Annotated in this window: 22 protein-coding genes; 16 read left to right on the forward strand and 6 right to left on the reverse strand. The window is 65.9% G+C overall.

What is annotated here, in order from left to right:
• A complete protein-coding gene (locus EXQ71_06795) occupies positions 1-861 on the reverse strand; it encodes a hypothetical protein (GenBank protein MSO87214.1) in 861 nt (286 codons plus the stop codon).
• Positions 861-1,943 carry an ABC transporter ATP-binding protein gene (locus EXQ71_06800; GenBank protein ID MSO87215.1) on the reverse strand — a complete coding sequence of 361 codons (1,083 nt, stop codon included), beginning with the start codon at positions 1,941-1,943 and terminating at the stop codon, positions 861-863. The genes EXQ71_06795 and EXQ71_06800 overlap by 1 nt, the downstream gene beginning before the upstream one ends.
• A gap of 22 nt (positions 1,944-1,965) precedes the next feature.
• On the opposite strand from EXQ71_06800, the gene ruvC reads away from it, so the two are divergent.
• The 9 genes from ruvC to EXQ71_06845 are packed head-to-tail and all read left to right on the forward strand — an operon-like array spanning position 1,966 to position 11,898.
• Complete coding sequence (ruvC, locus tag EXQ71_06805; GenBank protein MSO87216.1) at positions 1,966-2,454, forward strand: crossover junction endodeoxyribonuclease RuvC; 489 nt, start codon at positions 1,966-1,968, stop codon at positions 2,452-2,454.
• Positions 2,451-3,065, forward strand: coding sequence for a Holliday junction branch migration protein RuvA (gene ruvA, locus EXQ71_06810; protein MSO87217.1), 615 nt, complete (start codon positions 2,451-2,453; stop codon positions 3,063-3,065). The genes ruvC and ruvA overlap by 4 nt, the downstream gene beginning before the upstream one ends.
• 9 nt (positions 3,066-3,074) lie before the next feature.
• Positions 3,075-4,118, forward strand: coding sequence for a Holliday junction branch migration DNA helicase RuvB (gene ruvB / locus EXQ71_06815; GenBank protein ID MSO87218.1), 1,044 nt, complete (start codon positions 3,075-3,077; stop codon positions 4,116-4,118).
• Positions 4,119-4,157: 39 nt separating this feature from the next.
• Positions 4,158-5,174, forward strand: coding sequence for a tRNA preQ1(34) S-adenosylmethionine ribosyltransferase-isomerase QueA (queA, locus tag EXQ71_06820; protein MSO87219.1), 1,017 nt, complete (start codon positions 4,158-4,160; stop codon positions 5,172-5,174).
• Positions 5,171-6,286, forward strand: a complete 1,116-nt coding sequence (locus EXQ71_06825) for a tRNA guanosine(34) transglycosylase Tgt (GenBank protein ID MSO87220.1) — start codon at positions 5,171-5,173, stop codon at positions 6,284-6,286. Before queA ends, EXQ71_06825 begins: the two co-directional genes overlap by 4 nt.
• Before the next feature lie 59 nt (positions 6,287-6,345).
• Entirely contained in the window at positions 6,346-7,962 is a 1,617-nt protein-coding gene (secD, locus tag EXQ71_06830; protein ID MSO87221.1) for a protein translocase subunit SecD, read from the forward strand.
• The gene (gene secF / locus EXQ71_06835; GenBank protein MSO87222.1) at positions 7,959-9,092 is read left to right on the forward strand and encodes a protein translocase subunit SecF; all 1,134 of its coding nucleotides are present in this window, start codon (positions 7,959-7,961) and stop codon (positions 9,090-9,092) included. The genes secD and secF overlap by 4 nt, the downstream gene beginning before the upstream one ends.
• A 23-nt stretch (positions 9,093-9,115) precedes the next feature.
• Positions 9,116-9,646 carry an adenine phosphoribosyltransferase gene (locus EXQ71_06840; GenBank protein MSO87223.1) on the forward strand — a complete coding sequence of 177 codons (531 nt, stop codon included), beginning with the start codon at positions 9,116-9,118 and terminating at the stop codon, positions 9,644-9,646.
• An 11-nt stretch (positions 9,647-9,657) separates the two neighbouring features.
• Complete coding sequence (locus EXQ71_06845) at positions 9,658-11,898, forward strand: bifunctional (p)ppGpp synthetase/guanosine-3',5'-bis(diphosphate) 3'-pyrophosphohydrolase (protein MSO87224.1); 2,241 nt, start codon at positions 9,658-9,660, stop codon at positions 11,896-11,898.
• A gap of 210 nt (positions 11,899-12,108) precedes the next feature.
• On the opposite strand, the gene EXQ71_06850 is transcribed toward EXQ71_06845, so the two are convergent.
• The gene (locus tag EXQ71_06850; GenBank protein MSO87225.1) at positions 12,109-13,896 is read right to left on the reverse strand and encodes a hypothetical protein; all 1,788 of its coding nucleotides are present in this window, start codon (positions 13,894-13,896) and stop codon (positions 12,109-12,111) included.
• Positions 13,897-14,342: 446 nt separating this feature from the next.
• On the opposite strand from EXQ71_06850, the gene EXQ71_06855 reads away from it, so the two are divergent.
• Positions 14,343-16,472: an acyltransferase gene (locus tag EXQ71_06855; protein ID MSO87226.1), complete on the forward strand. Its 2,130-nt coding sequence runs from the start codon at positions 14,343-14,345 to the stop codon at positions 16,470-16,472.
• Between the two features lie 68 nt (positions 16,473-16,540).
• Here EXQ71_06855 and EXQ71_06860 read toward each other — a convergent pair whose 3' ends face one another.
• A complete protein-coding gene (locus EXQ71_06860) occupies positions 16,541-17,263 on the reverse strand; it encodes a class I SAM-dependent methyltransferase (protein ID MSO87227.1) in 723 nt (240 codons plus the stop codon).
• Between the two features lie 107 nt (positions 17,264-17,370).
• Here EXQ71_06860 and EXQ71_06865 point away from each other — a divergent pair, with 107 nt between their 5' ends.
• From EXQ71_06865 to EXQ71_06875, 3 genes are all read left to right on the forward strand, one after another.
• Positions 17,371-17,781, forward strand: a complete 411-nt coding sequence (locus EXQ71_06865) for a DUF1269 domain-containing protein (GenBank protein MSO87228.1) — start codon at positions 17,371-17,373, stop codon at positions 17,779-17,781.
• 63 nt (positions 17,782-17,844) lie between these two features.
• Complete coding sequence (locus EXQ71_06870) at positions 17,845-18,120, forward strand: SHOCT domain-containing protein (GenBank protein ID MSO87229.1); 276 nt, start codon at positions 17,845-17,847, stop codon at positions 18,118-18,120.
• 3 nt (positions 18,121-18,123) lie between these two features.
• Entirely contained in the window at positions 18,124-19,608 is a 1,485-nt protein-coding gene (locus EXQ71_06875; GenBank protein ID MSO87230.1) for an NAD(P)/FAD-dependent oxidoreductase, read from the forward strand.
• Between the two features lie 21 nt (positions 19,609-19,629).
• Here EXQ71_06875 and EXQ71_06880 read toward each other — a convergent pair whose 3' ends face one another.
• Complete coding sequence (locus EXQ71_06880; GenBank protein ID MSO87231.1) at positions 19,630-21,732, reverse strand: S9 family peptidase; 2,103 nt, start codon at positions 21,730-21,732, stop codon at positions 19,630-19,632.
• Between the two features lie 41 nt (positions 21,733-21,773).
• Between EXQ71_06880 and EXQ71_06885 the strand changes: the two genes are divergently transcribed.
• From EXQ71_06885 to aspS, 3 genes are read left to right on the forward strand one after another with little or no spacing between them, the layout of a single operon-like run.
• A complete protein-coding gene (locus EXQ71_06885; protein ID MSO87232.1) occupies positions 21,774-22,151 on the forward strand; it encodes an FKBP-type peptidyl-prolyl cis-trans isomerase in 378 nt (125 codons plus the stop codon).
• A gap of 56 nt (positions 22,152-22,207) precedes the next feature.
• The gene (locus EXQ71_06890; protein MSO87233.1) at positions 22,208-23,470 is read left to right on the forward strand and encodes a histidine--tRNA ligase; all 1,263 of its coding nucleotides are present in this window, start codon (positions 22,208-22,210) and stop codon (positions 23,468-23,470) included.
• 8 nt (positions 23,471-23,478) lie between these two features.
• Complete coding sequence (gene aspS / locus EXQ71_06895; protein MSO87234.1) at positions 23,479-25,206, forward strand: aspartate--tRNA ligase; 1,728 nt, start codon at positions 23,479-23,481, stop codon at positions 25,204-25,206.
• Here the strand turns inward: aspS and EXQ71_06900 are convergent.
• Positions 25,142-25,765 carry a hypothetical protein gene (locus EXQ71_06900; protein ID MSO87235.1) on the reverse strand — a complete coding sequence of 208 codons (624 nt, stop codon included), beginning with the start codon at positions 25,763-25,765 and terminating at the stop codon, positions 25,142-25,144. The genes aspS and EXQ71_06900 overlap by 65 nt on opposite strands.
• Between the last annotated feature and the right edge of the window lie 108 nt (positions 25,766-25,873).

Genomic DNA, 25,873 nt, shown 5'->3' on the forward strand with positions numbered 1-25,873 from the left:
TCAGTGCTCGTCCGCCACGCCGAGGAGCCGGGCCCGGGTGACCGAGCGGACACCACGCCAGAGGGCCACGCTGGCGAGGAGCCAGGCCACGCCGCCGATGTACCACGCCACCGCGTCGCCGCCGTAGAGGCTGCCAGTGGCCTGGGAATAGGCGACGATGATCAAGGGGAGACTCACCAACGCCGAGGCCTGCTGAGCCGCCGCGGTGGACTTCACCTTGGCCGAAAGGCGCAACACGAGCGACAGGGTAAGCGCCAGGAAGGGCGGGACCACCCAGAGCATGAGGATCCACCACTGCCTGGTGGGGAAGAACCATCCCCCCACGTCCGGCCCCACGATGGTGTTCACGATGAGGGCGTACACACCGAAGCCGATCACGGTGGTGAGGTACCCGGGGATGAGGCTGGCGAGGAGTTTCCCGAGGAAGATTTCACGGATGCCGGCGGGGGAGTGAGCCAGGAACTCACCGGTGCCCCGCTCGCGTTCGCCCACGATGGTGGCCGACCCCACCGCGGTCGAAATGGTGATGGGCACCACCACCGCCACCGGGGCGAAGAGGTACACGGCGAGCGCGTACCCGGCCCGGCCCGCTCCGGTATCACCGGGGATCTGGCGGCTGGCCGATTCCGGCAGGATTTCAAGAATCTGGGAAATTTGGGAGACGGCATCGACGCTGCCGATCTGGGTGATGGTGAGGAGCAACACCGTGGGCACGAAGACGAAGAAGATCGCGCCGAGGATCAGCATGGGAATCCAGTAGTCCCGAGCCTGGGCCAGTTGTTTGAGGTCGGTCCGGGCCACGGTGCGAATGTGGACCCACTGCAGCGCCTCGCGCCCCGGGGCGACGGTGGTGCTCGTCATTACACGGTGCTCCCATCCACGGCGCCGAGGCGGGTGTCGCCCGATGCCCGGCGGACCGCAAAATAGAGGTCTTCCAGCGTGGGTTCATGGGGCTCCACGCGTGTCACCCGGGAGCCGGCGGCGGTGAGGGCGAACACGAGGTCCGGGATGCGCTCAGGGCGGTCGAGGTGAAGGGTGGCGACGTGATCGGCACGCTCGTAGGCCACCACGCCCTCATGGTGGGCGAGGGCGTCGAGCGCCACGGGATCATCGGTGCTGAGGCGCACCATCGCTTCGGGCCAGAAGCGCTTGGTGAGTGCGCCGGGGGAGCCATCAATGATGTCGCTTCCATCCTGGAGGATCACCACCTGATCCGCCAGGCCCTCCGCTTCCAACAGTAGGTGGGTGCACATCACCACGGTTGAACCATCGTTGGTCATCTCTCGGATCAGCTCCAGTACGGCATGGGACGACTCGGGGTCTAACCCGGAGGTGGGTTCGTCGTACAGCAGCAGTTCGGGATGATGGAGAACCGAGCGGGCCAGGGCCAGCCGAGTTTTCATGCCGGTGGAGTAGCCCCCTACCTGGTTATCGAGCGCGTCGCCGATGCCAAATCGCCCGGCGCAGTGAGCGATGCGGGCATCCACCCCGGGGCCCCGGCCGAGGCCGTGGAGTTCGGCGGAGTACCGCAGGTTGTCCCGACCGGAGAGGCGGTCGTAGAGCGATGGCTTGGCCGAGACTACGCCGCACCGAGAGCGCACCTCACGGCCCTGCACCGCCGGGTCGAGACCGAAGACCTTGATCACGCCGGAGTCCGGGCTGAAGGCGCCGGTGATGGTGCGGATCGCGGTGGTCTTGCCGGCCCCGTTCGGGCCGAGAAGCACCGTGATCTGGCCGCTCGGTACCCGCAGGTTGAGATCAGCGAGCGCCATGGCGGGTCCGAAGGTCTTGGTTACTTTTTCGAGAAGAACCACTGGTTCGGGCGTCGACACCCCATCGATGGTATCGGCATGGGTGCTCGTGATCGCGTTCACGCAGGGGTATCGGAAGCCAGGGGCGGGGTCTTGAGGGTCCGCCCGCTCTACCCGGCTGGCCGCTAACATCGAACGCGTGTACGTCCTCGGTATCGATCCTGGGCTCTCCCGGTGCGGCTACGGGCTTATCCATCAAGGGCCCAGGGCCACGCGCGCCCTAGCCGTGGGCGTGCTGCGCACATCGCCGGCCTTGCCCACGCCCGACCGTCTCGCCGAACTCCAGGTGGATCTGCGGGCCCTGATCCAGGAGCATCGGCCCGCGGTGGTGGCCATCGAGCGGGTGCTGTTTCAGGTGAACGTGCGCACCGCGATTGCTACCGCCCAGGCGGCGGGGATCGCCATGGCCGAAGCCGTGGCGGGTGGCGCGCAGGTGGTGGAGTACTCCCCCAACCAGGTGAAGCAGGCCATCGCCGGAGTGGGCGGGGCTTCCAAGGATCAGATGGAGCGCATGGTGCAGGTGCTGCTCGGCATCAATCAACCGCTGCGGCCCGTGGATGCCGCCGATGCGGTGGCCTTGGCCCTGTGTCATCTTGCTCACGCCCCGATGCGCACTGCGGTGGCCCGGGCGGTGGCCCGATGATTGGCACCCTGCGGGGGACCTTGCTGGATCGAGGCGCGGCGGAGATCACCGTCGAAGCGGCCGGGGTCGGCTATCGGGTCACGGTCAGCCCCACCACCGCGGTGGCGGTGGGCGACGTGGGCAGCGAGGTGTTCTGCTGGGTGCACCACCACCAGCGTGAAGACGCCGTGACGCTCTATGGCTTCGCCACCAAAGACGAACGAACGTGCTTCGAGGCGCTCATTGGGGCCCATGGGGTGGGGCCGGCGCTGGCCCTGGCGATCCTGTCGGTACATGCACCCCTCGCTCTGGCCCGAGTGGTGGCCGAGGACGATCTTGGTGCCCTGTGCCTGGTGCCGGGGGTAGGTAAAAAGACAGCCCAGCGGCTCTTGATCGATCTGTCGTCACGGCTGTCGGTCCCTGTGATCGATGGGCTCGAGGCCACCACGGGGGCTGGCCTCCACCGCGCCGGCGGCGGGGCACGGGCCGATGTGCGCGATGCCCTCGCCGGGCTTGGCTACTCCGAGGCAGAGATTCGCGACGTTATGGCCGATCTGGACCATCAGGACGACACCGACTCGGGGGCCTTGCTGCGTGATGCCCTTCAGCGGCTGGCTGCGGCCCGGAAGTAGACCGGCACGATGCGCGAGGAACTGTTGCGGGCAGAGGAAGTGGGCGACGAAGCGGAAGTGACTGCGGACGTGAGCCTGCGTCCCCACACCCTCGATGAGTTCGTGGGCCAACGCGAACTCAAGGCCCACCTCGAAATCATTCTCGAAGCGGCCCGCCGCCGCGCCCAGGCGGTAGATCACATCCTGCTGGCCGGCCCGCCCGGGCTCGGCAAGACGAGCCTGGCCAGCATCGTGGCCTCCGAAATGGGGGTGACCATCCACATCACCTCGGGGCCGGCGATCGAGCGGGCCGGAGATCTCGCCGCCATGCTCTCGCAGTTAGGGGAGGGTGATGTGCTCTTTATCGACGAGATTCACCGTCTGCCGCGCGTGGTGGAGGAGGTGCTCTATCCCGCCATGGAGGACTTCCAAATCGACATTGTCCTGGGCAAGGGTCCGGCGGCGCGATCGATCCGCCTCGATCTCCCCCGCTTCACGTTGGTGGGGGCCACCACCCGCACCGGGTCCATTACCGGACCCCTGCGGGACCGTTTCGGACTGGTGGCGCGGCTGGACTATTACGAGCCGAGCGAGCTCGAGTTGATCGTGACTCGAGCGGCGGGAATCCTCGGTGTGCGGGCCGACACCGACGGTGCCCGAGAGATCGCTCGGCGGGCGCGGGGCACGCCGCGCATCGCCAACCGCCTGTTGCGGCGCGTGCGCGATTTCGCCGAGGTCAAGGGCGATGGCACTGTGGATCTCGCCACGGCGTCGGCGGGCCTGGCGTTGTTTGGGGTGGATGAGCGGGGCCTGGACAAGGTGGATCGCTCGATCCTGTCGGCCATTTGTGAACGCTTCGGTGGGGGCCCGGTGGGGCTGTCGACGCTGGCCATCAGCGTGGGTGAACAGACCGAGACGGTGGAGGATGTGTACGAACCGTTCCTCATTCAAGGCGGTCTCCTCATGCGCACCCCCCGGGGCCGGGTGGCCACGGCGGCGGCCTTCACCCACCTCGGGTTGACGCCCCCGCGCCAGAGCCCGGCGGAGGAACCCATTCCCGGGCTCTTGGGCTGATTTCGCGCGACGGGGGCGCACTCGGGACACTGGGGTTCGATGGATACCACTGCGGTTCACTACCACCTGCCGGAGGCGGCGATCGCTCAGGTGCCTCTTGAGCCGCGTGATGCGGCCCGGTTGTTGGTCGACCGCGGTCCCCGGCGTCGCCCAGGGCATCAACACATCAGCGACCTCCCCACCCTGGTGGGCCCGGGAGATGTGGTGGTCCTCAACACCACTCGCGTGCTGCCGGCCCGGCTGGGACTGACCAAAACGAGCGGTGGCCGAGTGGAAGTACTGCTGCTGGAGCCACGCCAGGGGAGCGTCACCGAGGTGTGGGAGGCGCTGGTGCGCCCGAGCCGGAAGGTGCCGGCGGGCACTGCACTAGTGGCGGGGCCGGATCTCACGGTGGTGGTGGGGGAGGATCTCGGGGAGGGTCGACGCCTCGTGGAGTTGTATCTCGCCCCGGGGCATGACGTGCTTGCCGCTCTGGACCGCCACGGTGCGGTGCCGCTGCCCCCCTACATCACTACGCCGTTGGCGGATCCGGAGCGATACCAGACGACCTACGCCCAGCGGCCCGCGTCGGTGGCGGCGCCCACCGCCGGCCTGCACCTCACCCCCGCCGTGCTGGAGGCGGTGCGAGCAACCGGGGCGCAGGTGGCCGAGGTGGAGTTGGTGGTGGGCCTTGGCACGTTTCGACCCATCGCTACCGAAGTGGTGGAGGATCATCAGATGCATGGCGAGCGTTATCGAGTGCCCCAAGCCACCATGGATGCCTGTCGTGCCGCCGAGCGGGTGGTGGCCATCGGCACCACCACCGTGCGCGCCCTGGAGTCGGCGGCACAGGGGCCACTGGTGGGCCGCACCGAGTTGTTCATCCACGGCCCCCGGCCGTTTGCCATCGTGGATGCCATGCTGACGAACTTCCACCAGCCCCGTTCGTCGTTACTGGTGCTGGTGGATGCCTTCGTGGGGTCGCGGTGGCGGGGGTTGTACGAGGAGGCTCTGCGGGAGGGCTACCGCTTCTTGAGTTTCGGTGACGCCATGTTTCTGCAGGGAGGGCGGGGATGACCCTTTCTTTTGCGGTCACCGCTCGCGATGGTGCGGCGCGCACCGGGGTGATGCGTACTGCCCGGGGCGACGTGCAGACGCCGTGCTTCATGCCCGTGGGCACCCGGGGGGCGGTGCGGCACCTGTCCTCGGCCGATCTAGAGGACCTCGGAGCCCAGGTGGTGCTGGCCAACACCTACCACCTCATGCTCAAACCGGGGGTCGAAGTGATCGCCCACCAAGGGGGATTGCACCGGTTCCAGGATTGGCCGGGACATCTCCTCACCGACTCAGGGGGCTTCCAGATCTTCTCACTGGAGTCGGGCGGCAACGTGAAGGTGGACGACGATGGCGTGACGTTCCGGTCCACCTACGACGGCAGTTCTCATCGGCTTACCCCGGAGTCGGCGGTGACGATACAAACGTCGTTCGGCAGCGACATCCAGATGGTGCTCGACGTGTGTGCGCCGCTCCCGTCGTCCGAGGCGGTGCTGCGTCAGGCATTGGAGCGCACAACCCACTGGGCGACCCGGGCGCGGGGCGCCTTTCTGGCCCAGGGGCGGCCGGAACTCAGCCAGTTCGGCATCGTCCAGGGGGGCACGGACATCAACCTGCGGGTGGAGAGTGCCGAGCGCACCGTGGCCATCAGCTTCGATGGGTACGCGGTGGGCGGGCTCTCGGTGGGGGAGTCACGCTCGGAGATGTTGCGCACCCTGACCGCGGTGCTCCCCACCCTCCCGGAGGACCAACCGCGTTATCTCATGGGCCTGGGCGATCCGATCGGTATCGTCGAGGCCGTCGCCCTGGGCATCGACCTGTTCGATTGTGTCCTGCCCACCCGCTTCGCCCGCCACGGCACGATTCTTTCGGGGGCGGGGCGTTACAACCTGAAGCGAGCCGAGAATGCGTCCGCCGACGCTCCCCTCGATGCCACCTGCGGTTGTCCGGTGTGCGCCCGGTGGTCCCGCAGTTATCTGCGTCATCTGCTGGTGGTGGATGAGCCCACGGCCCCTCGACTTCTCACGATCCACAACCTGTGGTGGACGATGCAGTTGGTGCAGGAGCTTCGGGCGGCCATCGCCACGGGCACCCTCGGGGCGGTCCGTTCGCGTATCTCGGCGGCTTATGGGTAATCTCAACCCTCGTCTCCTGGCCAGCCGTTCTTCTTTCTTGGACTGAGATCCCCACCATCATGCGTCGTAACAAACTCACCCCGCTCATCTTCATCGTGTTGGTTGCGGTGCTGGCCATCGGGGCCGTGTTCGCCACCGGAACCTCCCCCCAGTTGGGTCTCGACCTCCAAGGCGGGGTTTCGGTGGTGCTCCAACCCACCAAGGCCACCAGCGACGAAGCGCTGAATCAGACCATTGAGGTCATCCGCTCCCGGGTGGATGCCCTCGGGGTGGCGGAGCCCGACATCGTGCGCCAGGGCAACTCGGTGGTGGTGCAACTACCCGGGGTGAAGAACCAGCAACGGGCCATCGAACTGGTGGGCACGACCGCCGAACTTCGGTTCCGACCGGTGATCGCCTCGATTCCCGGCAGCGTGGAGGACCTGCAGCGGGCCGCCAGCACCACCACCACCACCACCAACACCGCGACGACGGTGGCACCCATTACGGGTCAGTCCACCGGGCAACCGGCCGCGCCGTTCCAGGAGCCGGTGACCACCACCGGGGCGCCGGGGGGTACCAGCCCTGCGCCGGTGCCCGCGGGCGATCCGATCCCTGCGGGTCTCGGCGAGGAACTCCTCAGCGGGTTCGAGGTGACCGCCCCGGAAGATGACCTCGCCGATCAGCCCGTGGTGCTCGAAACCATCGAGGACGGCAAGGTCACCGAGACCTCCAAACTCGGTCCCACCGCCGCCAATGGCACCATCGTGGAGACGGCCAAGGCCGAACTGGGCCCGACTGGCGAGTGGTCGGTGAACCTGGTCATCAAGGGCGGCTCGGGGATCGAGCAGTTCAATGCCATCGCAGCGGAGTGCAACAGTAAGTCCGAGATCTGCCCCAGCGGTCGCCTAGCCATCGTGTTGGACTCCCAGGTGGTTTCGGCCCCCAACATCGAGCAGCCCTCGTTCGAGCGCGACCAGATTCAGATCAGCGGGTCCTTCAACGAGCGCGAAGCCAAGGATCTCGCCCTCGTGCTGCGCTACGGGTCCCTGCCTGTCGTCCTGGAGACCCAAACGGTCCAGACGGTGTCGCCCACCCTCGGCAGCGAGTCGCTGAAATCGGGGTTGTTGGCGGGTCTGCTGGGTCTGTCGCTCGTGGTGATCTACATGATCTTCTATTACCGGGCCCTCGGGGTGGTTGTGCTGCTCGGGCTCATGATCTGGGCGGCCCTCAACTACGCCATCATCTCTTGGCTGGGGGCCACTCGGGGCCTGGCGCTGAGCCTGGCGGGGGTAACGGGCCTCGTGGTCTCGGTGGGAGTGACGGTGGATAGTTATGTGGTGTTCTTCGAACGATTGAAAGACGACGTTCGGATGGGTCGGTCCTTGCGCACCTCCACGGAACGCAGTTGGAAGCGAGCGTTCCGCACCATCATCGCCGCCAACGTGGCCAGCCTCATTGGTGCGGTGCTCCTGTATCTGTTGACGGTCGGCCCGGTGCGGGGTTTCGCCTTCTTCCTCGCTATGGCGACGTTTCTTGATCTGGTGGTGGCCTACTTCTTCATTCGCCCAATGGTGGCCTGGATGGGGCGCACCGCCTTCTTCTGCGGCGACTCGTGGTGGGGCCTGCCCAGTGGTCTGGGGATCTCGGCCGCCCGGGGCGCCACCCCTGTTCCGGCCCGGAGAGGTATGGCATGACCGAACCCAACGTGCGTCGATCCCTCTGGGGGCGTCTCTACCACGGTGAGACCGACTACGACTTCGTGGGGAAGCTCAACCGCTGGTTGCTCATTTCGGGCGTCATCATTGTGATCGGTTTCGTATCGCTGTCGGTGCGCGGTCTCAACCTGGGCATCGACTTCGAGGGCGGTGTGGTGTGGGAGGTGCCCCAGGGCGATCTGTCCGTGGCCGATGCCGAGGCGGCAGTAACCGACCTAGGGGTGGAGGGCGTTTCTGTGCAGACCCTCACCTCCGAGGGTGCGACGAAGCTGCGCGTGGAGTCGGAGGCGCTGCCGCTCGAGGACGCCAATGAGGTCACCGCCACGTTGGCCGAACTCACCGGGAGTTCTCCCGACGACGTGAGCTTCACCTCGGTCGGGCCGTCGTGGGGCCGTGAGATCAGCAGCAAAGCCCTGCGGGCCCTGGTGTTCTTCCTGATCGCGCTCACGCTGTACATCACGTTCCGCTTCGAGTTGAAGATGGCTATCCCCACGATTGCGGCCTTGCTTCACGACATCTTGATCACCATCAGCGTGTATTCCCTGACCGGCTTCGAGGTGACCCCAGCCACCGTTGTGGCGCTGCTCACCATCCTGGGTTTCTCGATCTACGACGGCATTGTGGTGTTCGACAAGGTGGATGAGAACACTCCCCTGGTGGGGGTGAGTCACGGCCTCACCTACAGCGGCATGGTGAATCTGTCGCTGAATCAAGTGCTGATGCGGTCACTGAATACGTCGATCACGGCGCTGCTGCCGGTGGCCTCCCTACTGGTCCTGGGGGGGTTCATCCTTGGCGCTAGCACCCTGGAGGAGTTCGCCTTGGCCCTGCTCGTCGGGCTCTTTGCGGGGGCGTACTCCTCGATCTTTATCGCCTCGCCGCTCTTAGCGGTGCTGAAGGAGCGTGAGGGTCGCTACCGCGACGTCCGCGAACGAATCGCCAGTCGGGCGCAGGCGCCGGCGCCGGCCCTGTCCGCCCCGCCTGCCGCGGTGGTGGAGGGTGAGGCGGGCGAGGCGATCGACGTGGCGGCAACCCCTGCGACCACGGTGTTGGGTGGTGGCTCGCTGCCGCGACCGCGCAAGAAGACCAAGAAGACCAAGAAGAGCTAGGCCCAGGTCGGTAGCCTGAGATGATGGCCGCCGATTCGTCCTGGCTTCGCCAGCATTTGCGAGACGTGCCGGACTTTCCGCGGCCGGGGGTGTTGTTCAAGGACATCACACCGCTGCTGAGCCACGTGGAGGCGTTCCGCTACGCCGTGAATGCCCTGGCTGAGCAGTGGGACGATGTGGAGTTCGATTTAGTGGCCGGGGTAGAGGCCCGAGGGTTTCTCTTCGCGGCCCCGCTGGCGTATCGAGTCGGCCGGGGGCTCATCCCAGTGCGCAAAGCGGGGAAGTTGCCCCGGGAGACGCTGGAGCGCATGTACAACCTCGAGTACGGAGCAGACCGCCTGGCGGTCCATCAGGATGCGGCGGGCGTGGGCGAGCGAGTGCTGCTGGTCGACGACGTGCTCGCCAGCGGGGGAACGGCAGCGGCGGCGTGCGCCCTGTTGGAGGATTTGGGGGCCACGGTGGTCGGGGTGGGGGTGGTCGTCGAGTTGGGATTTCTCAACGGTCGGGCGACACTGGATGAGCGCGACGTGCGATCACTACTCATCGAGGGGTAGAGGAGCAACCTATGCCTACGGCCGACCGAGTGTTGCCCTGGAGGAGAAACGAGCGCCCGCCGACCGATGAGGTCGCCCCGTTGCTGGCCGTCTACCAGGCGCGGCATCCGAAGGCGCCGACGGGCCTGATTGCCCGGGCCTACCTGACGGCGACCGATGCGCATCGGGGGCAGTACCGCCGCTCGGGCGAGTCGTATATTCATCATCCCCTGGCGGTGGCGCGCATCGTGGCGGATCTTGGGCTGGATGACGTGACGGTGGCGGCGGCGCTGCTCCACGATGCGGTGGAAGACACGGGCACCACGCTGGAAGATGTTGAGGCCAACTTCGGGGCGGACGTTGCCGAGATCGTGGATGGTGTGACGAAGTTGGATCGGATCAAGTTCGATACGAAGGAGGCCCAGCAGGCCGCCTCCATGCGCAAGATGCTGGTGGCGATGGCCAAGGACCTTCGGGTGCTGATCATCAAACTGGCCGACCGTCTCCACAACATGCGCACGATCGCCGCCATGCCGGAGTGGAAGCAGGAGCGCACCGCCCGGGAGACCCTCGATATCTATGCGCCCTTGGCGCACCGGCTCGGTATGCAGGAAGTGCGTCAGGAACTCGAAGACCTGTCGTTCGCCGCCATGCACCCAAAACGGTACGCCGAGATCGACCACATGGTGTCTACCCGTAGCCCCGAGCGCGATGTGTACCTCGCGCAGGTACTGGAGCAGGTGCGGGAGCGCTTGGCCGAGTTGCGGATCAATGCAGAGGTGACCGGCCGACCGAAACATCTGTATTCGATCTACGAGAAGATGGTGGTCAAGGGCAAGGAGTTCGACGACATCTTTGATCTGGTGGGCATCCGCGTAATCGTGGACTCCGTAAAGGACTGCTACGCCGCCCTCGGTTCGATTCACGCCACCTGGAAACCGGTGCAGGGACGCTTCAAGGACTATGTGGCGATGCCCAAGTTCAACCTCTACCAGTCGCTCCACACCACGGTGGTGGGGCCGCAGGGCAAGCCTCTCGAAGTGCAGATTCGTACCTATGAGATGCACGCCAGAGCTGAGCAGGGGGTAGCGGCGCATTGGCAGTACAAGGACGCCGGCGGATCGGCCAACGCGGTGGCTGACGTGGCCTGGTTGAACCGGATCGTGGACTGGCAGTCCGAGACCGAGGACCCGGCCGAGTTCATGTCCAATCTGAAGATCGACCTCGACCAGGACGAGGTGTTCGTGTTCACACCGAAGGGCGAGGTGGTGACCCTGCCGGCGGGGTCCACGCCGATCGACTTCGCCTATGCCATTCATACCCAGGTTGGGCACGCCTGTATCGGGGCCCGCGTCAATGGACGGTTGGTGGCGCTGGACTCGAAGTTGTCCTCTGGGGATGCCATGGAGATCTTCACGTCGAAAGTGGAGGGCGCTGGTCCATCACTGGACTGGCTCCGGATCGTGGCCACGCCGCGGGCCGCCTCGAAGATTCGCCAGTGGTTCTCCCGCGAGCGTCGCGAGGATGCCGTGGAGAACGGTCGCGAAGAGTTGGTGAGGGCTTTACGTCGAGAAGGTCTCCCGGTTCAGAAACTCCAGCAGGGAACCTTCCTCCACGAGACCGCTACCGAGTTGAACTACCTCGATCTGGATGCCCTCTACGCCGCGGTAGGGGAGAGCCACGTTTCCAGTATGGCCATCGCCGCCCGGATAGCCCGGAAACTTCGTGAGGTTGATCCAAGTAATGAGGAGGATCAGGTCCTCCCCAGCACGGCCCGTCAACCCCGGCGCCCCGGTGCGGCCAAGCGGCCACCCGCCGGGGTGCATGTGGAGGGTCTCGACGACCTCATGGTGCGACTGTCGCGCTGTTGCACTCCGGTGCCCGGCGACGAGATTTTGGGCTTTGTGACCCGCGGGCGGGGTGTGTCGGTGCACCGGGCCGACTGTGCCAACGCGGCGTCCCTCGCCGCCGGGCAAAAGGACCGCCTCATCGACGTGGACTGGGACGAGTCTCACGACGGCACGTTCGTGGCGACTATTGAGATCAAGGCTTTCGATCGAGGTCGACTGTTGCGAGACGTGGCGGCGTCGATGAGTGACCACCATGTGAATATCCTGAGCGCCACCACCCACACCGGACCCGATCGGGTGTCCAAGATGCGATTTGAGTTCGAACTAGCCGACCCTGGCCACCTCGATTCGTTGCTGGGTGCTCTCAAGGGCATCGACAGCGTCTACGAGGCCTACCGGGTGGTGCCCGGCCAGGGCGGCTGATAGTTGGGGGCCGGGTAGGTGCTCCTCGGATGCGTAGGCACCAAATCGTGGTGACCTTGTCATGGTAGTGATGCCCTGGGGTTTCGGGGGAGGTGTCGAGACCGTCCGGTCAAGGACCGGCAACTGAGACAGGGCCGTACTTGACCGGCGGCAAGGCCTACACGTTCCCTGCGGCCGCCGCGTAGTGCACAAGCGGCAGATCCGTAGACGTCAGCCGAGCCAGACCGCAATAGATGCGGCCCCGAACAGTTCGTGTCGTTGAGGGTTGGTCAGCGATGCGTACCTGTCGAGCGCCAGCAGCGCGGCCTTGCGATCGAGCAATTCCCACGCACGGTTCGGCGCGTCCGCCAGCACGTCTGCCAAGAACTCGATCCGGTCCTTCGCACCGTGCGAGTAGAGGGTTGCGATCAAGTTCGTCGGCTTGAGAGTGGGGACTGGCGCTCCGTTTCCTGCAGGAGAGCCCGTGCTCGGGTCGGACGCAGCCGCCGCCTCGAGATGGGCGCTGGCGCGTGTATCCCATCCGGCGTCGGTGAATCGGTGCCGCACGAGCCGTTCTGATGCCATCCGCATCACCTCCGCGAAGAGAAGCTCCGAATGGCGGTCTCGACCGTCCAGAGCCATGGCGGCGCGCATGGCCGTGCGAGAGTAGAGGGGCAGCACATCGGGATCGCCACTGAGCTCCTCCCGCGCCCCACCCCGAACGAACCGCATCCGCGAGCCCGCATACAGCATGTGCAATCGGTCGAGCGGATCTGCCGCGGGGCTCGGTTCGTTCGCCAACTTGTCGAGGAAGCGCGCGTGCAGGTCGTCGGCCAAGTCCCCACGCAACAGGCCGAGCCGACCGAATTGCGATCGAGGAAACTGATCGGCGAGTCGGTCGTTCGTCCAATTCGCCTCCGGCACCTCTTTATACCTGCGGAGCAGTTCGCCGCACAGGCCGGTGAGCCGCAGATCCGGGGACTGCGGGTGTCGGCCGAACTCCCTGCCGTTGACCATGCATCCGGTGCGCTCCACGAAGCGTCTGAAGCGACTGGCGAAGGGTTCGGAGGTACCCAGCCCGAGGAACCTGACCTCGTGCTCGAGCGAGAAGTGATGACAGAGCTCCGAGGCGATCTGCACGTCAGCAAGATCGGGTGGGCCGATGGTCTCGTACGTGAACTCCCTCGCCAACCCAGCCCGCAGCGCGACCGCGAGCACGAGCCGTGAGTCCTTGCCGCCGGTGAGTCGGATGATGTGCCGTTCGGCCGGGTATGACAGCGCGGCCCGGAGCGACTCGGCGACATCCTCGTACAGGATCTCGCCGAGCTCGCCAACGGTGCATGACCGCAGCTCGTCGTGGGGGTCGACGACCATTGGGTTGGTCTGTGCCCATGTCGGTGTCGCCTTGTGCACCAGGAGGGGCGCTCCCGGCGGTGCCACGTGTACCCCCTGATAACCGGTGTCATCACCCACCCGGAACCCGGTGAAGGCGAGCCAACATGCGCTGATGTCGTCTCGGGGCGGCTCGCCGCGAAAGCGGGCCAGCCCCTCGGCCACCAGCGCTGCTCGCGACGAGACAACCGTGACGTCTTCATCTTCGCCCCAGTAGAGGAGGCGCATGCCCATCACATCGGTAATCAGCCAGCCATCTCCGGCGGCACTCAGATAGCTGGCGATGAACAGGCCGCGGAGTTGGTCGTGCAGGTCGTCCAACGAGCGTGAGGGCGCGGCTCCGACGAGGTGCCGGGCCCACCGGGTTGGCGATTCCCAGTCCTCGCCGCGCCAGCGAAGACTACCGGCCACGAACCCGACGGCGCCGTCCTGCTCGTGCCAGGCGCCCGAGCCCCAGTCATCCTCGTTGTGCCAGCAGGCGAGCTGCACTGCACCGGTGCCGTCCGACCAGTCGAGGCGATGCCGAGGCGTGAAGCCGAGCTCCGCGGCGCTCGGCGAACACCCCCGCCAACTCGGCGCGGGCGTACCACGCCGGTTGCTGAACGCAACAGCAATAGCGGCGTCCACGTGTGCGATCCTACTCCGACCCGTCACGAAACTCCGGGGCGCTTCACGTCGGGACGCGCTCCGCCACGTGAGAAGCCGATATGGCCGGCGAGTTCGTCGCTAGATGTGCTGACCACAGTGAGTTCGGGACACAGTCCTATCGAGGTCACCAGGCGGGTCAAGCTTGGGGACGTCTCGATCGACCCGATAGATGCCAGTCTTGCGCTCACGGGCCGACACGGTTATTGGTAGGTGAGCACACCTCACGTTGCCAGGTAGACGAGGCCGATCGGTTGGTGCCCGGCCAGGGCGGCTAGCGCAGCAGCGGGTCCTGACCTGGGCGTATTTGCGGCAGGGGCCCGAGGGCATCCGGGTACAACGGGCGTCGATACTCATCAGTAAATGGGGGCGTAGAGCGGGTTATTGGCCGACGGCGTCCGCTCGCTGTTTGAGCGCAATAGGACGCGATTTCTCGCGTCGAATGCGGTAACGTCCAACCTGGGTGGCGCCGCGTCGGTGCCGACACCCCGATCGGACTCGACGTGACCGCTATCGCTAGTGACGTGGAGGGGTCGCGCGTGGAGGGGTCGCGCGTGGCGGGGTATCGGCCATTCTTGGATGGGTTGCGAGCGGTGGCGGTGTACCTCGTGGTCGTGTTCCACTCGGGGAGCGAGTCATTCACCGGCGGCTACGTGGGTGTGGACGTTTTCTTTGTGCTCTCGGGGTTTCTGGTCACTCAACTGTTACTACGAGACCTCGAAGGGGGCGGGTCGATCTCGCTAGCCCGGTTCTACTCACGACGGTTCCGTCGCCTGTTGCCCGCCGCCTTCGTGGTCCTCGTCGTCACCGCGTTGGTGTACTCCGCGCTGGCGTCACCCATCGAGGTCACCCAATCCGTCGACGGCTTCCGGGCATCGTTTCTCTACTACGCAAACTGGGAGTTCATCGCCCAGTCGTCGGACTACTTCGGGGCCGACATCAACGCCAACCCCGTACTGCAGTTCTGGTCACTGGCTGTCGAGGAGCAGTTCTACCTCCTGTGGCCTCTGCTCCTCGGCGGCTTGTTCGCGATCTCGGTCCGGTTTCGCTCCCGTCAGTGGCTGATGATCCGAGTGGTGGTCCTGGGCGGGGCGGTCGCTTCGTTGCTGTGGGCGTTGTCCCTCAGGACAGCGAACCCGAATCGCGCGTACTACGGCACCGACGCCCGTGCCTACCAGCTGCTGGCCGGTGCTCTCCTCGCCCTCACTCCCGGCCTCATCACCAGCCTCGCCGGCTTCACCCGCACCGCCAGGGTCGTTGCCGCTACGTCCATCGCAGCTCTCGTTGTCGTCGCGTCGAGCTGGGTCCAGCTCAACGCCATCGAGCGAGGTGTCGCCGCCACCATCATCACCGTCGCCCTCCTCATCACCCTCGAGATCGCCCAGGGCGGACTAGCCCAGCGCACGCTGTCCCTGGCACCGGTCGTATATCTCGGGAAGATCTCCTACGGCACGTACCTGTGGCATTGGCCCGTCATCCTGGTCATGGCCCGCACGTCCAACCTCAGCCCCCTCAGCACCGTCGCCCTCACTGTGCTCATCGCCACTGGCCTCGCCTCCCTCAGCTACCAGATCCTGGAATATCCCGTCCGCGTCTCCACCCTCCTCGACCGGTACCGCATCCCGGTTATCGCCTCCGGCCTTGCTATCAGTGCCGTCTCGGGCCTTTTGGTCGTTCCCCGGATTCTCGAGACCGCGGTTCCGTCATCCGAGGGGACGGTGGTGGCCGAGGTGCGGGGGGGGACGCCCGTTCCCGACGGGGTGGAGGCCGCATACGCCGATTACTTCAACTTCAACCGTTGCTCACCGGGGAGGGGCGTGTCCTGCGTACTCGTGGAGGGTGAGGGTCCGAAGGTCCTGATCGTGGGCGACAGTCACGCGGGGATGCTCACACCGATGTTGTCTGGGATCGCTGAGCGCCACGGCGCCGAGCTCTCCGTCGGCTTCCTCTCCTATTGTCCGTGGACTAAGGGGATCCGGTACGCCGGAATTGGCCGAACGTGCTTTGCTGAGCAGCAGACCATGTTCGAGGAAACGATCCCCGAGCTCGACCCGGACATCGTCGTGCTGGTCCATCGCAGTTATGACGACCCCGCCAACCGGTTGGACGTCGCCGATGTGGATGCCGGCCGACTCGAATTGGGCTCCGATGAGGCCACCGCCGCCATGCGCAAACGGATCACCGACGTGGTCGACGGCCTCCGGGCTGATGGGCGGCTGGTGGTGATGATCGAGCCGGTGCCGGTGGCTCCTCGCGATCAGAACCCGGTCACGTGCTTGTCCGGTGCTGAGTTCGTCGAATCGTGCCGCTTCGTCACCCAGACCGAACCCACTCCGGAGGAGCAGATCATGCGGGAGGTGGCGAAGGAGGACGCCGGCGTCTGGAGCCTGGATCTGGACTCTCTGGTGTGCCCCTACAAGCCGATTTGTGATCCGGTGGTGCTCGGCAGGGTGGTTCGGTCCGACGACAACCATCTCACCACGACATTCGCGACGGCGGTGTTGTCCGATGCGGTTGATGAGTTCCTGGTCAACAATGGGGTCCTCGCCGCCAACTGAGGGTGGGAGGGAACTCCTCGCGCTGATGGTCCCGCCGGCATCGCGGCCGGCGGCGGAGGCGTGTCGCCCTACGACGCCCGGATGGCCCGCACGAGCAGCACGCGGGGGATGGTGGCCGCTTCGGGAAAGTCCCAATGCGCTGCGGTAAGGCGCGGTGGTGGTGGTGTCTCGTCCATGTCGTCGATGAGGAGTCCGGCCCGCCCCATGGCCCGCACGTAACGGCTGAGAGGACGATGGACGAAGAGCAGTTCGACCCCCGGGGCGGCTTCGTGGAAGGCCCGCTCCTCCTCCAGGTAGGCCCCGATTCGCCAATAGCGCTGGTTGAGGACGCGATCGTCGACCCAGCCCGCCCCCGGTGTTTGCAGGAAAGGATGGGCGAGAACCAACACGAAGCGCCCCCCCGGCTCCAGGACGCGGGCCACCTCCTGGAGGGCTACCTCGAAGTCCTCCACATGCTCGAGGGCGGCGCAGAGCACCACGGTGTCGAAGGCCGCGTCGCCACAGGGGAGGGCTTCGGCGCGCCCCCGGAGGTACCGCGGCCCCCCGGCGCGCCCAGAGGCGGCGGTGATTTGCGCCGCAGTGGGATCCAGGCCCACGACCTGAGCACCCGAAGCCGCCAGTTGCCGCGCCACCTGCCCCTCCCCGCAGCCGATGTCGAGCACCCGTCGGGCACCGGCCGCGTGGTAGGCCACCAGGGGGAGGATGTGGTCCTCGTATTCGGGGTCGGCCCCCTGGGAATAGTGCCGCTGCCACCACGCCGCGTGCCGTTCCCATTGTGTTTCGTTCTTCACCGGATGAGGCCTCTCGACTCCCTATTGCGGGACGGACCTTAGTTATGACACGGTGGAAGATCGATTGCTCCCCGTTAACAACGTGACGAGAAAGAGTGGCACAGCACATGGGACCAGTACAGATCTTGGTAGTTAGTTTTCCCGGCAACGAGTTCAACGGCGACGTTGTCCCGTCCGTCGCCGAACTCCTCGAATCAGGCCTGATCCGGTTGATCGACCTCGTGTTCCTCACTAAGGACAGGGAGGGCAACGTCGTGGCGTTGGAAATGTCCGATATTGACGATGCCGTAGGGGCAGCCTTCGGAGCGCACATCGACCAGCCGAGCGGATTGATCGCTGAGGAAGACATCGATGACCTCGCGGAAGACCTCGAGTTGGAATCCTCGGCCGTGATTCTGCTGTTTGAGCATGTGTGGGCCACCCGATTCCGAGATGCGGTGGTGAACTCGGGCGGCGAGATCGTCTCCTCCATCCCGATCCCCCTCGAGGTCATCGAGGAGGTTCTCGCCGCTAGTTGATTCCATCCCTCCCACCTGATTCCATCCCACTTACGAACCCGACGAGAGACCTGAGGAAAGAACATGATGAGACGAGGACGCCCCATTATGCGGACGGCCATGATCGTAGGCACCGCTACCGCCGTGTCCGGCAGCGTGTCCCACCGCCAGCAGAAGAAGTACGCGGCGCAGGAGGCCCAAGCCGCCCCCGCCGCCGCTCCCGTGGCCGCACCAGAGGCGGCGGCCGACGAGGAGCACGACAGCATCGCCGAGTTGACCCAACTGGCGCAACTGCATTCGCAAGGCATCCTGACCGACGAGGAGTTTGCCGCCAAGAAGGCCAAAATTCTCGGCATCTGAGCGATGTCAGAGCACAGCGAAGTGGGTGTCGAGCACGTGGATGTGCTGGTGGTCGGCGCCGGAATCTCCGGGATCGGTGCCGGTTGCCATCTCATCCAACAGCGTCCGGATGCGCAGTTTCTGATCCTGGAGGCGATGGACGACTTCGGGGGAACCTGGCAGACCCATCGCTACCCGGGCGCCCGCTCCGATAGCGACCTCTTTACCTTCGGATACCGTTTCAAACCCTGGACCGGCGCCCCCATCGCCACGGCTGAGCAGATCCTGACCTACCTCGCTGAGGTGATCGAGGAGCACAAACTCGAGTCGCGTCTTCGCTACCAGCACGAGATTCGCACGGCCCGCTGGTCGAGTGAGCAGCAGCGCTGGACCCTCGAAGTGATCCGAAGAGATACGGGCGAATCCCTGGTGTTCACCGCAGGGTTTCTGTGGATGTGCCAGGGCTATTACCGCCACGCCGAGGGTTACACCCCTACCTGGGACGGGATGGAGCGCTTCGGCGGGGCGATCGTCCACCCTCAAAACTGGCCGGCGGAACTGGACTACGCCGACAAGCGGGTGGTGGTGATCGGCTCAGGGGCAACCGCCGCCACGCTGATTCCCGCCATGGCCCCCGCCTGCGAGCACATCACGATGCTGCAGCGATCGCCGACGTTCTTCTTCACCGGTGCCAACGTGAACGAGCTGGCCGACACGTTGCGCGAACTCGACATCCCCGCCGAGTGGATCCACGAGATTGTGCGGCGCAAGATCCTCCTCGACCAAGGGCAGATCGCCGCCATGGCCCTGGAGTTTCCCGATCTCGTGCGGGAGGGGTTGCTGGCGGGAATCCGGGAGATCTTGGGCCCCGACTTCGACATCGACCGACACTTCAACCCTGGCTACCGACCCTGGCAGCAGCGTATTGCCTTTGTGCCCGATGGGGATCTCTTTGAGGGGATCAAGCGGGGGGCGGCCTCGGTGGTTACCGATGAGATCAAATCGTTCACGGAGACCGGCATCGAGTTGGAGTCGGGGGCGCACCTCGACGCCGACATCATCATTACCGCCACCGGGTTCCATCTGAACGTGCTCGGCGATATCGCATTCGAGATCGATGGCACCCCGCTGGACTTCGCCGACACGGTGACCTACCGCGGCATGATGTTCACCGGTGTTCCCAACCTGGTGTGGGTCTTCGGCTACTTCCGAGCCAGTTGGACACTGCGGGTGGACCTGATCGGCGACTTCGTCGCTCGCTTGCTGGCGCACATGGATGCCCGGGGCGCCGCCACGGTCACCCCCGCGCTACGCCCCGAAGACCACGGCATGCCACTACTGCCGTGGGTGGAGCCGGAGAACTTCAACCCGGGCTATCTCACCCGGGGCCTGCACCTCCTGCCCCACCAGGGCGACCACGACCCGTGGCGCCACACCCAGGACTACTGGAGCGACAAGACCGATCTCCCCGCCGCTGATCTCGACGACGGGGCGTTGGGGTATCGCTGAGGGCACCGCTCCGGAGGGTGGTCAGGAGGCGGGCGACCCCAGCCCCAGGGCATCCAGGATGAAGGCGAACACGAAGGCCTCGTCCTTCCAGGCGTCATAACGTCCTGAGGGACCCTGATGGCCGGCCTGCATTTCGGTTTTTAGGTAGACCGCCTTCCCGCTGGTGGTGTTGGACCGCAGCGCCTGAACCCATTTAGCCGGTTCCCAGTACGCCACCCGCGGGTCGTTGAGGCCCGCGGTGGCCAAGATGGTGGGATAGGCCTGCGGGGTCACGTTGTCGTAGGGGCTGTAGGACTTCATGTAGGCATACACGTCGGCGTCGGTCACCGGGTTGCCCCACTCTTCCCATTCGGTCACGGTAAGCGGGAGGGTCTCATCCAGGATGGTGGTGAGGGCGTCCACGAAGGGAACCTCGGCCACCACCGCGGCAAACAGGTCGGGACGCTCGTTGGTGATGGCGCCCATGAGTAGGCCACCGGCAGACGCCCCGCGGGCCACCATGCCGGCGGGGGAGGTGAAGCCCTCGGCCACGAGGTGCTCGGCACAGGCGATGAAGTCGCTGAAGGTGTGGCGCTTGTGGAGGAGTTTCCCTTGCTCATACCAGGGTCGACCCATCTCTCCGCCGCCGCGCACATGAGCGATGGCGAACACAAAGCCTCGATCCAGCAACGACAGTCTGAGGCTGGAGAACCCCGGGTCGATGCAGGCCTCGTAGGAGCCGTAGCCGTAGAGCAAACAGGGAGCAGAGCCATCGTGAGCCAGGCCGGCGCGGTGCACATAGGAGACGGGAATTCGGGTGCCGTCTCCGGCGGTAGCCCACAGGCGGCCGGTTTCGTAGGCGTGGGGATCGTGGCCGCCGAGCACCTCAGTGGTCTTGAGAAGGCGACGTTCACCCGTGTCGAGGTCTTCGTCGAACACGGTGTTGGGCGTCACCAGGGAGGTGTAGACAAAACGCAGGGTGCGACTGTGGAACTCGGCGTTGGTGGCGGGGCCGGTGTCGTAGACCTCTTCGGGCATCGCCAGTTCGCGTTCGTCGCCCCCGTAGACCGTCACCACGATCCGTCGAACACCTTCGCGCCGCTCATAGCGGACGAGGTGAGCGTCGAAGGCGTTGACCCCCTCCAACTTCACATCGGGACGATGGCCCACCAACTCCGTCCAGTGCTCACGACCCGATGCTTCGACCGAGGTGGTCATGAGTTTGAAGTTCACTGCGCCATCGGCGTTGGTAAGCACCACAAAGCGGTCGCCCTCGGTGGCGCTGGGCGCGTGGGTGGCGTCGTATTCCAGTCCGTGCTCCCGGGGATGCAAGGAACGAGGCGCTGCCGTGGGGTCAGCGGCGGGGATTACCAGTTCCTCGCTGGTGATCTTGGAACTGGTGGAAATGTGCACCCAGGCTTCGGTAAGGCTCAGCCCCACGGTGACAAAGAAGCGCTCGTCGTTGTCCTCGTACACCAACACGTCGTCTTCGGGAGGGGTCCCGAGGGTGTGCCGCCACACCTGAAAGGGGCGCATCGTGTGGTCGGGGCGGACGAAGAAGATGGTGTCGTCGCCGGCCCATGCCGTTCCGTAGGTGGTGTCCTCGATGATGTCGGGAAGGTCGGTCCCGGTACGCAGATCTCGAATGCGCATGGTGTACAACTCGGACCCATCGTGGTCGGTGGCGTAAAGCAGAAGATGCTGCGACGGGGCCAGGTCGTAGGCACCGAGCGCGAAATAGTCGCTCTCACCCGCCAGGGCGTTCATGTCCAAGAGCACCTCCTCGCCCTCCACCGGATCGTTCTCGGGGCGTTCCGGCGATGGCTCGATGTCGGTGCGGCAGAGAATCGGGTACTGCTGACCTTCCTCGGTTCGGCTGTAGAACCACTGGCCTCCCTTGCGGAACGGTACCGAGAGGTCGGTCTCTTTGATACGGGCCTTCATCTCGGCGAACAGGTCGGCCTGGAGCGACTGCGTGTGGGCGAGGCCCTGTTCCACGAAGTTGTTCTCGGCGGCGAGGTGGCTCAACACCTCGGGATCGTCGCGGCCGTCGCTGCGAAGCCAGTACCAGGCATCGCGGCGATCGTCGCCGTGGAAGCTGATCGTGTGCGGACGAGGGGGGGCAGACGGCGGGGGAATCGACATGGCGACCGAGCGTAGGGGACGGGCACCGCTAGGTTGAACAGATGCCTGACGACAAGCCCCATGTGTATGTTCCTGCCGGTGAGGCCCCCCCGGCCGAGTTGGTCACCGAAGACCTCGAGGTGGGCGATGGTGCCGAAGCCACCGTGGGCTCCCAGGTGGAGGTCCACTACGTGGGGGTGTCGTGGCGCACTCGGAAGCAGTTCGATGCCAGCTGGGATCGCAACGACAGCTTTTCCTTCGGCCTGGGCGCCGGGCAGGTCATAGCCGGATGGGATGAGGGCGTGGCGGGGATGAAGGTGGGCGGTCGTCGGCGCATCGTGATCCCGCCGGGGAAGGCCTACGGCCGCCAGGGGGCCGGTGGGGTGATTGGTCCCGACGAGACCCTCGTGTTCGTGGTGGATCTCCTCGGCGTGAGTTAGGCCGATTCACCAACGAAGTTCGGGATGGCCGGGAGGCTCCGGTACCCTCACGCCTGATGGTTGAACGTCCCAACTTCCGCGCCCCTAAGGGCACCCAGGACGTGCTCCCGCCGGAGTCCGCCCGCTGGGAGGCCCTGCTCGCCATCTTCTCCGACGTGGCCCGGCGGTTTGGCTATGGCCTCGTGCAGTCGCCGATGTTTGAGGACATCGGGGTGTTTCAACGCATCGGTGAGGGCACCGACGTGGTGGCCAAGGAGATGTACGACTTCGAGGACAAAGGCGGGCGTCACCTCGCCCTTCGTCCCGAGGGCACCGCGCCGGTGGCCCGGGCGTGGGTGCAACACCGCCCGGCGGTGCCGTGGAAGGTCTGGTACGCCACGCCGGCGTTCCGCTACGAACAACCCCAAGCCGGGCGGCTGCGGCAGCACCACCAGGTGGGGGTGGAGTGCATCGGCTCGGCCGATCCGCACGTCGATGTGGAAATCATCGCGCTGGGCCATGCCTACTTGTGGGCGTTAGGCCTGCGGCAGTGGCGTCTCGTGCTCAACTTCATGGGCACTCCGGCTGATCGGGCGGCCTACGGAGTGATCCTCCAGGCCTGGCTGCGGGCGCGGGCCAGCGAGATCCCCCCGGCCGATGCCGCCAAGATCGACGCGCACCCCCTGCGCGTCCTCGACTCGAAGGACCCCGTGACGGCCGCCTTGCTGGTCGAGGCACCGCCCATGGCCGACCATCTCGATGGCGCCTCCCGGGCCCACGGCGACGCGGTGCAGGACGGACTGCGAGCCCTCGGTATCACTTTCGAGATCGATCCGTCGCTGGTGCGTGGCCTCGATTACTACACCCATACGCTCTTCGAGTTTCAGAGTTCGGCGCTGGGTAATGCCCAATCCACCATCCTCGGGGGCGGCCGCTACGACGGCCTCATCGAGCAACTGGGCGGGCCCGCCACCCCCGGAATCGGGTTTGGGTCCGGGATCGAACGGGTCCTGCTCACCTGCGATGCCGAAGGGGTGTTTGATCGGGCCTCCGCGCGTCTCGACTGTTTCGTGATCGACACCACCGGCGGCACGGCGGCGGTCACCCTTACCCAGGTACTGCGCCAGGCGGGCCTCTCGGCCGATCGCTCCTTCGACGACCGGTCGATGAAGGCCCAGATGAAGGCGGCCGTGAAGGCGTCCGCTCGCCTGGCCCTCATCGTGGGCGAGCAGGAAGCGGCCACCGGGACAGTCGCCGTGCGCGATCTCGACCACACCGAACAGGCCACCATCGACATCGCTGATGTCGTCCACCACGTCAGGCAGGTTCTCCACCGATGAGTGATCCCATGCGCACGCACCTCTGCGGGGAACTGCGACAAGACCACGCGGGGACCACGGTGTCGGTGTGCGGATGGGTAGGCCGACGGCGCGAGCACGGCGAACATCTGGCCTTCATCGATCTGCGTGATCATTCCGGGATCATCCAATGCGTGGTGGATGGCGCCGCCGATCTTCGTAGCGAGTACGTCGTGCGGATCACCGGCACGGTCCGCCCCCGGCCCGAAGGCACGGTGAATGACGCCCTGGCTACCGGGGGGGTGGAGGTGGGCGACTGCACGGTGGACATCCTCTCGATCGCCGCCCCCCCGCCGTTTCCGATCGACGAGCGGGCGGATCAGGTCGACGAGATGATTCGGCTGAAGTACCGCTACCTGGACCTGCGCCGGGAGCGCATGCAACGGAATTTACGAGTGCGAGCGGCGGTGAACTCAGCCATCCGGGGCGCGATGGAGCGGCAGGGGTTTATCGAGGTGGAGACCCCGATGCTCATGCCCTCCACGCCTGAGGGGGCCCGTGAGTTCCTCGTTCCCTCCCGTCAGGTGCCGGGCAGTTTCTACGCGCTTCCGCAGTCGCCCCAGCTCTTCAAGCAACTTCTCATGGTGGGTGGCACCGATCGCTATTACCAGATGGCCCGTTGCCTGCGCGACGAAGACCTGCGGGCGGATCGGCAGTACGAGTTCATGCAGCTTGATGCCGAGGCCAGTTTTGTCACCGAGGATGAGGTGCTTGAGTTCATCTCCGAGGCCGTCCTGGCGGCGGCGGAGGCGGCGGTGGGGGAACGCCCCGGTGAAATCGAACAGATGACATGGCATGACGCCATCGACCGGTTCGGTAGCGACAAACCCGACCTGCGCTTTGGGATGGAATTGGTGGAACTTACGCCGGTGTTTGCGGCTACGGAGTTCAAGGCGTTCGCGTCAGCCGAGACCATCAAGGGCATCCGCGTGCCCGGTGGGTCGGCTGAGTTCGGTCGCAACAAACTCGACGCCCTCACCGATCGGGCCAAGCAAGCCGGCGCCAAGGGATTGGTGTGGATGCGGGTAGGCGAGGCCGGCGCCCTCGAAAGCCCAGTGGCGAAGTTCCTTTCCGCCACCGAGCAGGCGGACCTGGTGAGCGCCACGGCGGCGGAAGCGGGCGATCTTCTCCTGCTGGTGGCCGACGAGTGGATGACCACCTGCGAGGTGCTCGGCACGCTGCGTAACGACATCGCTCGGCCGCCGGTGCACGAAGGGCCCTACCGCTACGTATGGATCGTGGACTTTCCGATGTTCGTGGGCCGCAGCGAAGACGGGCGTCCCAAGCCGGGCCACCATCCCTTCACTCGGCCACATCCCGAGGACGTGGATCGGCTGGAGTCAGACCCGATGTCGGTCCGCTCCAAGGCCTATGACCTCGTGCTCAACGGATGGGAATTGGGGTCGGGGTCGCTGCGGATTCACGAACCGGAGCTGCAGCAGCGGATCTTCGACCTGCTCGGCATTAGCCCCGAGGAAGCCCAGCGGCGCTTCGGGTTCTTCCTCACCCCCTTCACGTACGGGGCGCCGCCCCACGGCGGTTTCGCCTTCGGGATCGACCGGCTCGTGGCCATCCTGGCGGGCGAGGAGAACATTCGGGAGGTCATTGCCTTCCCCAAGCCGCAGTCTGGGGTAGACCCGATGACCCAGGCGCCTACCCCCGTGGAGGAAGCGCAGTTGCGAGATCTCGGTCTGCGTCGGCTGCCTCCTCGCACCTGAGAGCGGTCAGTCGCCGGTCGTGGTGGTGCCGCCGGTCGAGGGCCGCCCCCAGGTCCGTGGCTTGGCGGACGGTCACCAGCCCCATCGACAAGGCTGCTTCCAGCGCGACTCGCACCGACCGAGGGGGAATCACCCATCCGAGATCGAGGATCGTACGAACCGGGTCGGTGATGGGGATGCCCTGGTGAACCACGGCCCGCTCCCGGGCAGCATCGCCGAGGGGATGACCGATGGCCGGTGGACGCAGGCGTGGACCACCGCCGGGACAAACGCTCACCTCCACGTAACGCGAGGGCGCCGCGAATCCCCAGAGGGCGGCGGCCGATCGATGCGACACCACCCCCGCGCTAGCCAACGCGGCAGCGTGCAGCGCCTGATGCCAACTTTGGGGCGCACCGGCTACCCGAAACACCCCCGGCTGAGCCGACACCAAGCGACCTTCGCCCACCCAGCGGCCCTTCCGGCTCACCCCCAGGCAGGCGATGGCCTGCGGGGTCGTAATGAGGCCGTGCTGGGCCGCCGCCAGCGCTTCCAGCGCCACTACCCGCTCAATGGCCATCCGAGCTCCCTCCAGTTCTTCGACGCCGGGAATGGCGTCGCTCGTGGCACGAGCGCGCCCTGTGGCCGCCTACCCGGACCCCTGGGGGAAGTCTGAAAGACACTGTAA

This window comes from Acidimicrobiia bacterium, assembly GCA_009694375.1.
Classification (GTDB): domain Bacteria; phylum Actinomycetota; class Acidimicrobiia; order Acidimicrobiales; family VFJN01; genus VFJN01.

Coding starts and splice junctions, on each gene's coding strand:
- EXQ71_06870 (MSO87229.1), top strand. CDS start 17,845: ATGATGAGACGAGGACGCCCCATTATGCGGACGGCCATGATCGTAGGC.
- secD (MSO87221.1), top strand. CDS start 6,346: ATGCGTCGTAACAAACTCACCCCGCTCATCTTCATCGTGTTGGTTGCG.
- EXQ71_06865 (MSO87228.1), top strand. CDS start 17,371: ATGGGACCAGTACAGATCTTGGTAGTTAGTTTTCCCGGCAACGAGTTC.
- EXQ71_06845 (MSO87224.1), top strand. CDS start 9,658: ATGCCTACGGCCGACCGAGTGTTGCCCTGGAGGAGAAACGAGCGCCCG.
- EXQ71_06900 (MSO87235.1), bottom strand. CDS start 25,765: ATGGCCATTGAGCGGGTAGTGGCGCTGGAAGCGCTGGCGGCGGCCCAG.
- queA (MSO87219.1), top strand. CDS start 4,158: ATGGATACCACTGCGGTTCACTACCACCTGCCGGAGGCGGCGATCGCT.
- EXQ71_06875 (MSO87230.1), top strand. CDS start 18,124: ATGTCAGAGCACAGCGAAGTGGGTGTCGAGCACGTGGATGTGCTGGTG.
- EXQ71_06880 (MSO87231.1), bottom strand. CDS start 21,732: ATGTCGATTCCCCCGCCGTCTGCCCCCCCTCGTCCGCACACGATCAGC.
- EXQ71_06840 (MSO87223.1), top strand. CDS start 9,116: ATGGCCGCCGATTCGTCCTGGCTTCGCCAGCATTTGCGAGACGTGCCG.
- EXQ71_06890 (MSO87233.1), top strand. CDS start 22,208: ATGGTTGAACGTCCCAACTTCCGCGCCCCTAAGGGCACCCAGGACGTG.
- ruvA (MSO87217.1), top strand. CDS start 2,451: ATGATTGGCACCCTGCGGGGGACCTTGCTGGATCGAGGCGCGGCGGAG.
- EXQ71_06795 (MSO87214.1), bottom strand. CDS start 861: ATGACGAGCACCACCGTCGCCCCGGGGCGCGAGGCGCTGCAGTGGGTC.
- ruvB (MSO87218.1), top strand. CDS start 3,075: ATGCGCGAGGAACTGTTGCGGGCAGAGGAAGTGGGCGACGAAGCGGAA.
- aspS (MSO87234.1), top strand. CDS start 23,479: ATGCGCACGCACCTCTGCGGGGAACTGCGACAAGACCACGCGGGGACC.
- EXQ71_06825 (MSO87220.1), top strand. CDS start 5,171: ATGACCCTTTCTTTTGCGGTCACCGCTCGCGATGGTGCGGCGCGCACC.
- secF (MSO87222.1), top strand. CDS start 7,959: ATGACCGAACCCAACGTGCGTCGATCCCTCTGGGGGCGTCTCTACCAC.
- EXQ71_06800 (MSO87215.1), bottom strand. CDS start 1,943: ATGTTAGCGGCCAGCCGGGTAGAGCGGGCGGACCCTCAAGACCCCGCC.
- EXQ71_06885 (MSO87232.1), top strand. CDS start 21,774: ATGCCTGACGACAAGCCCCATGTGTATGTTCCTGCCGGTGAGGCCCCC.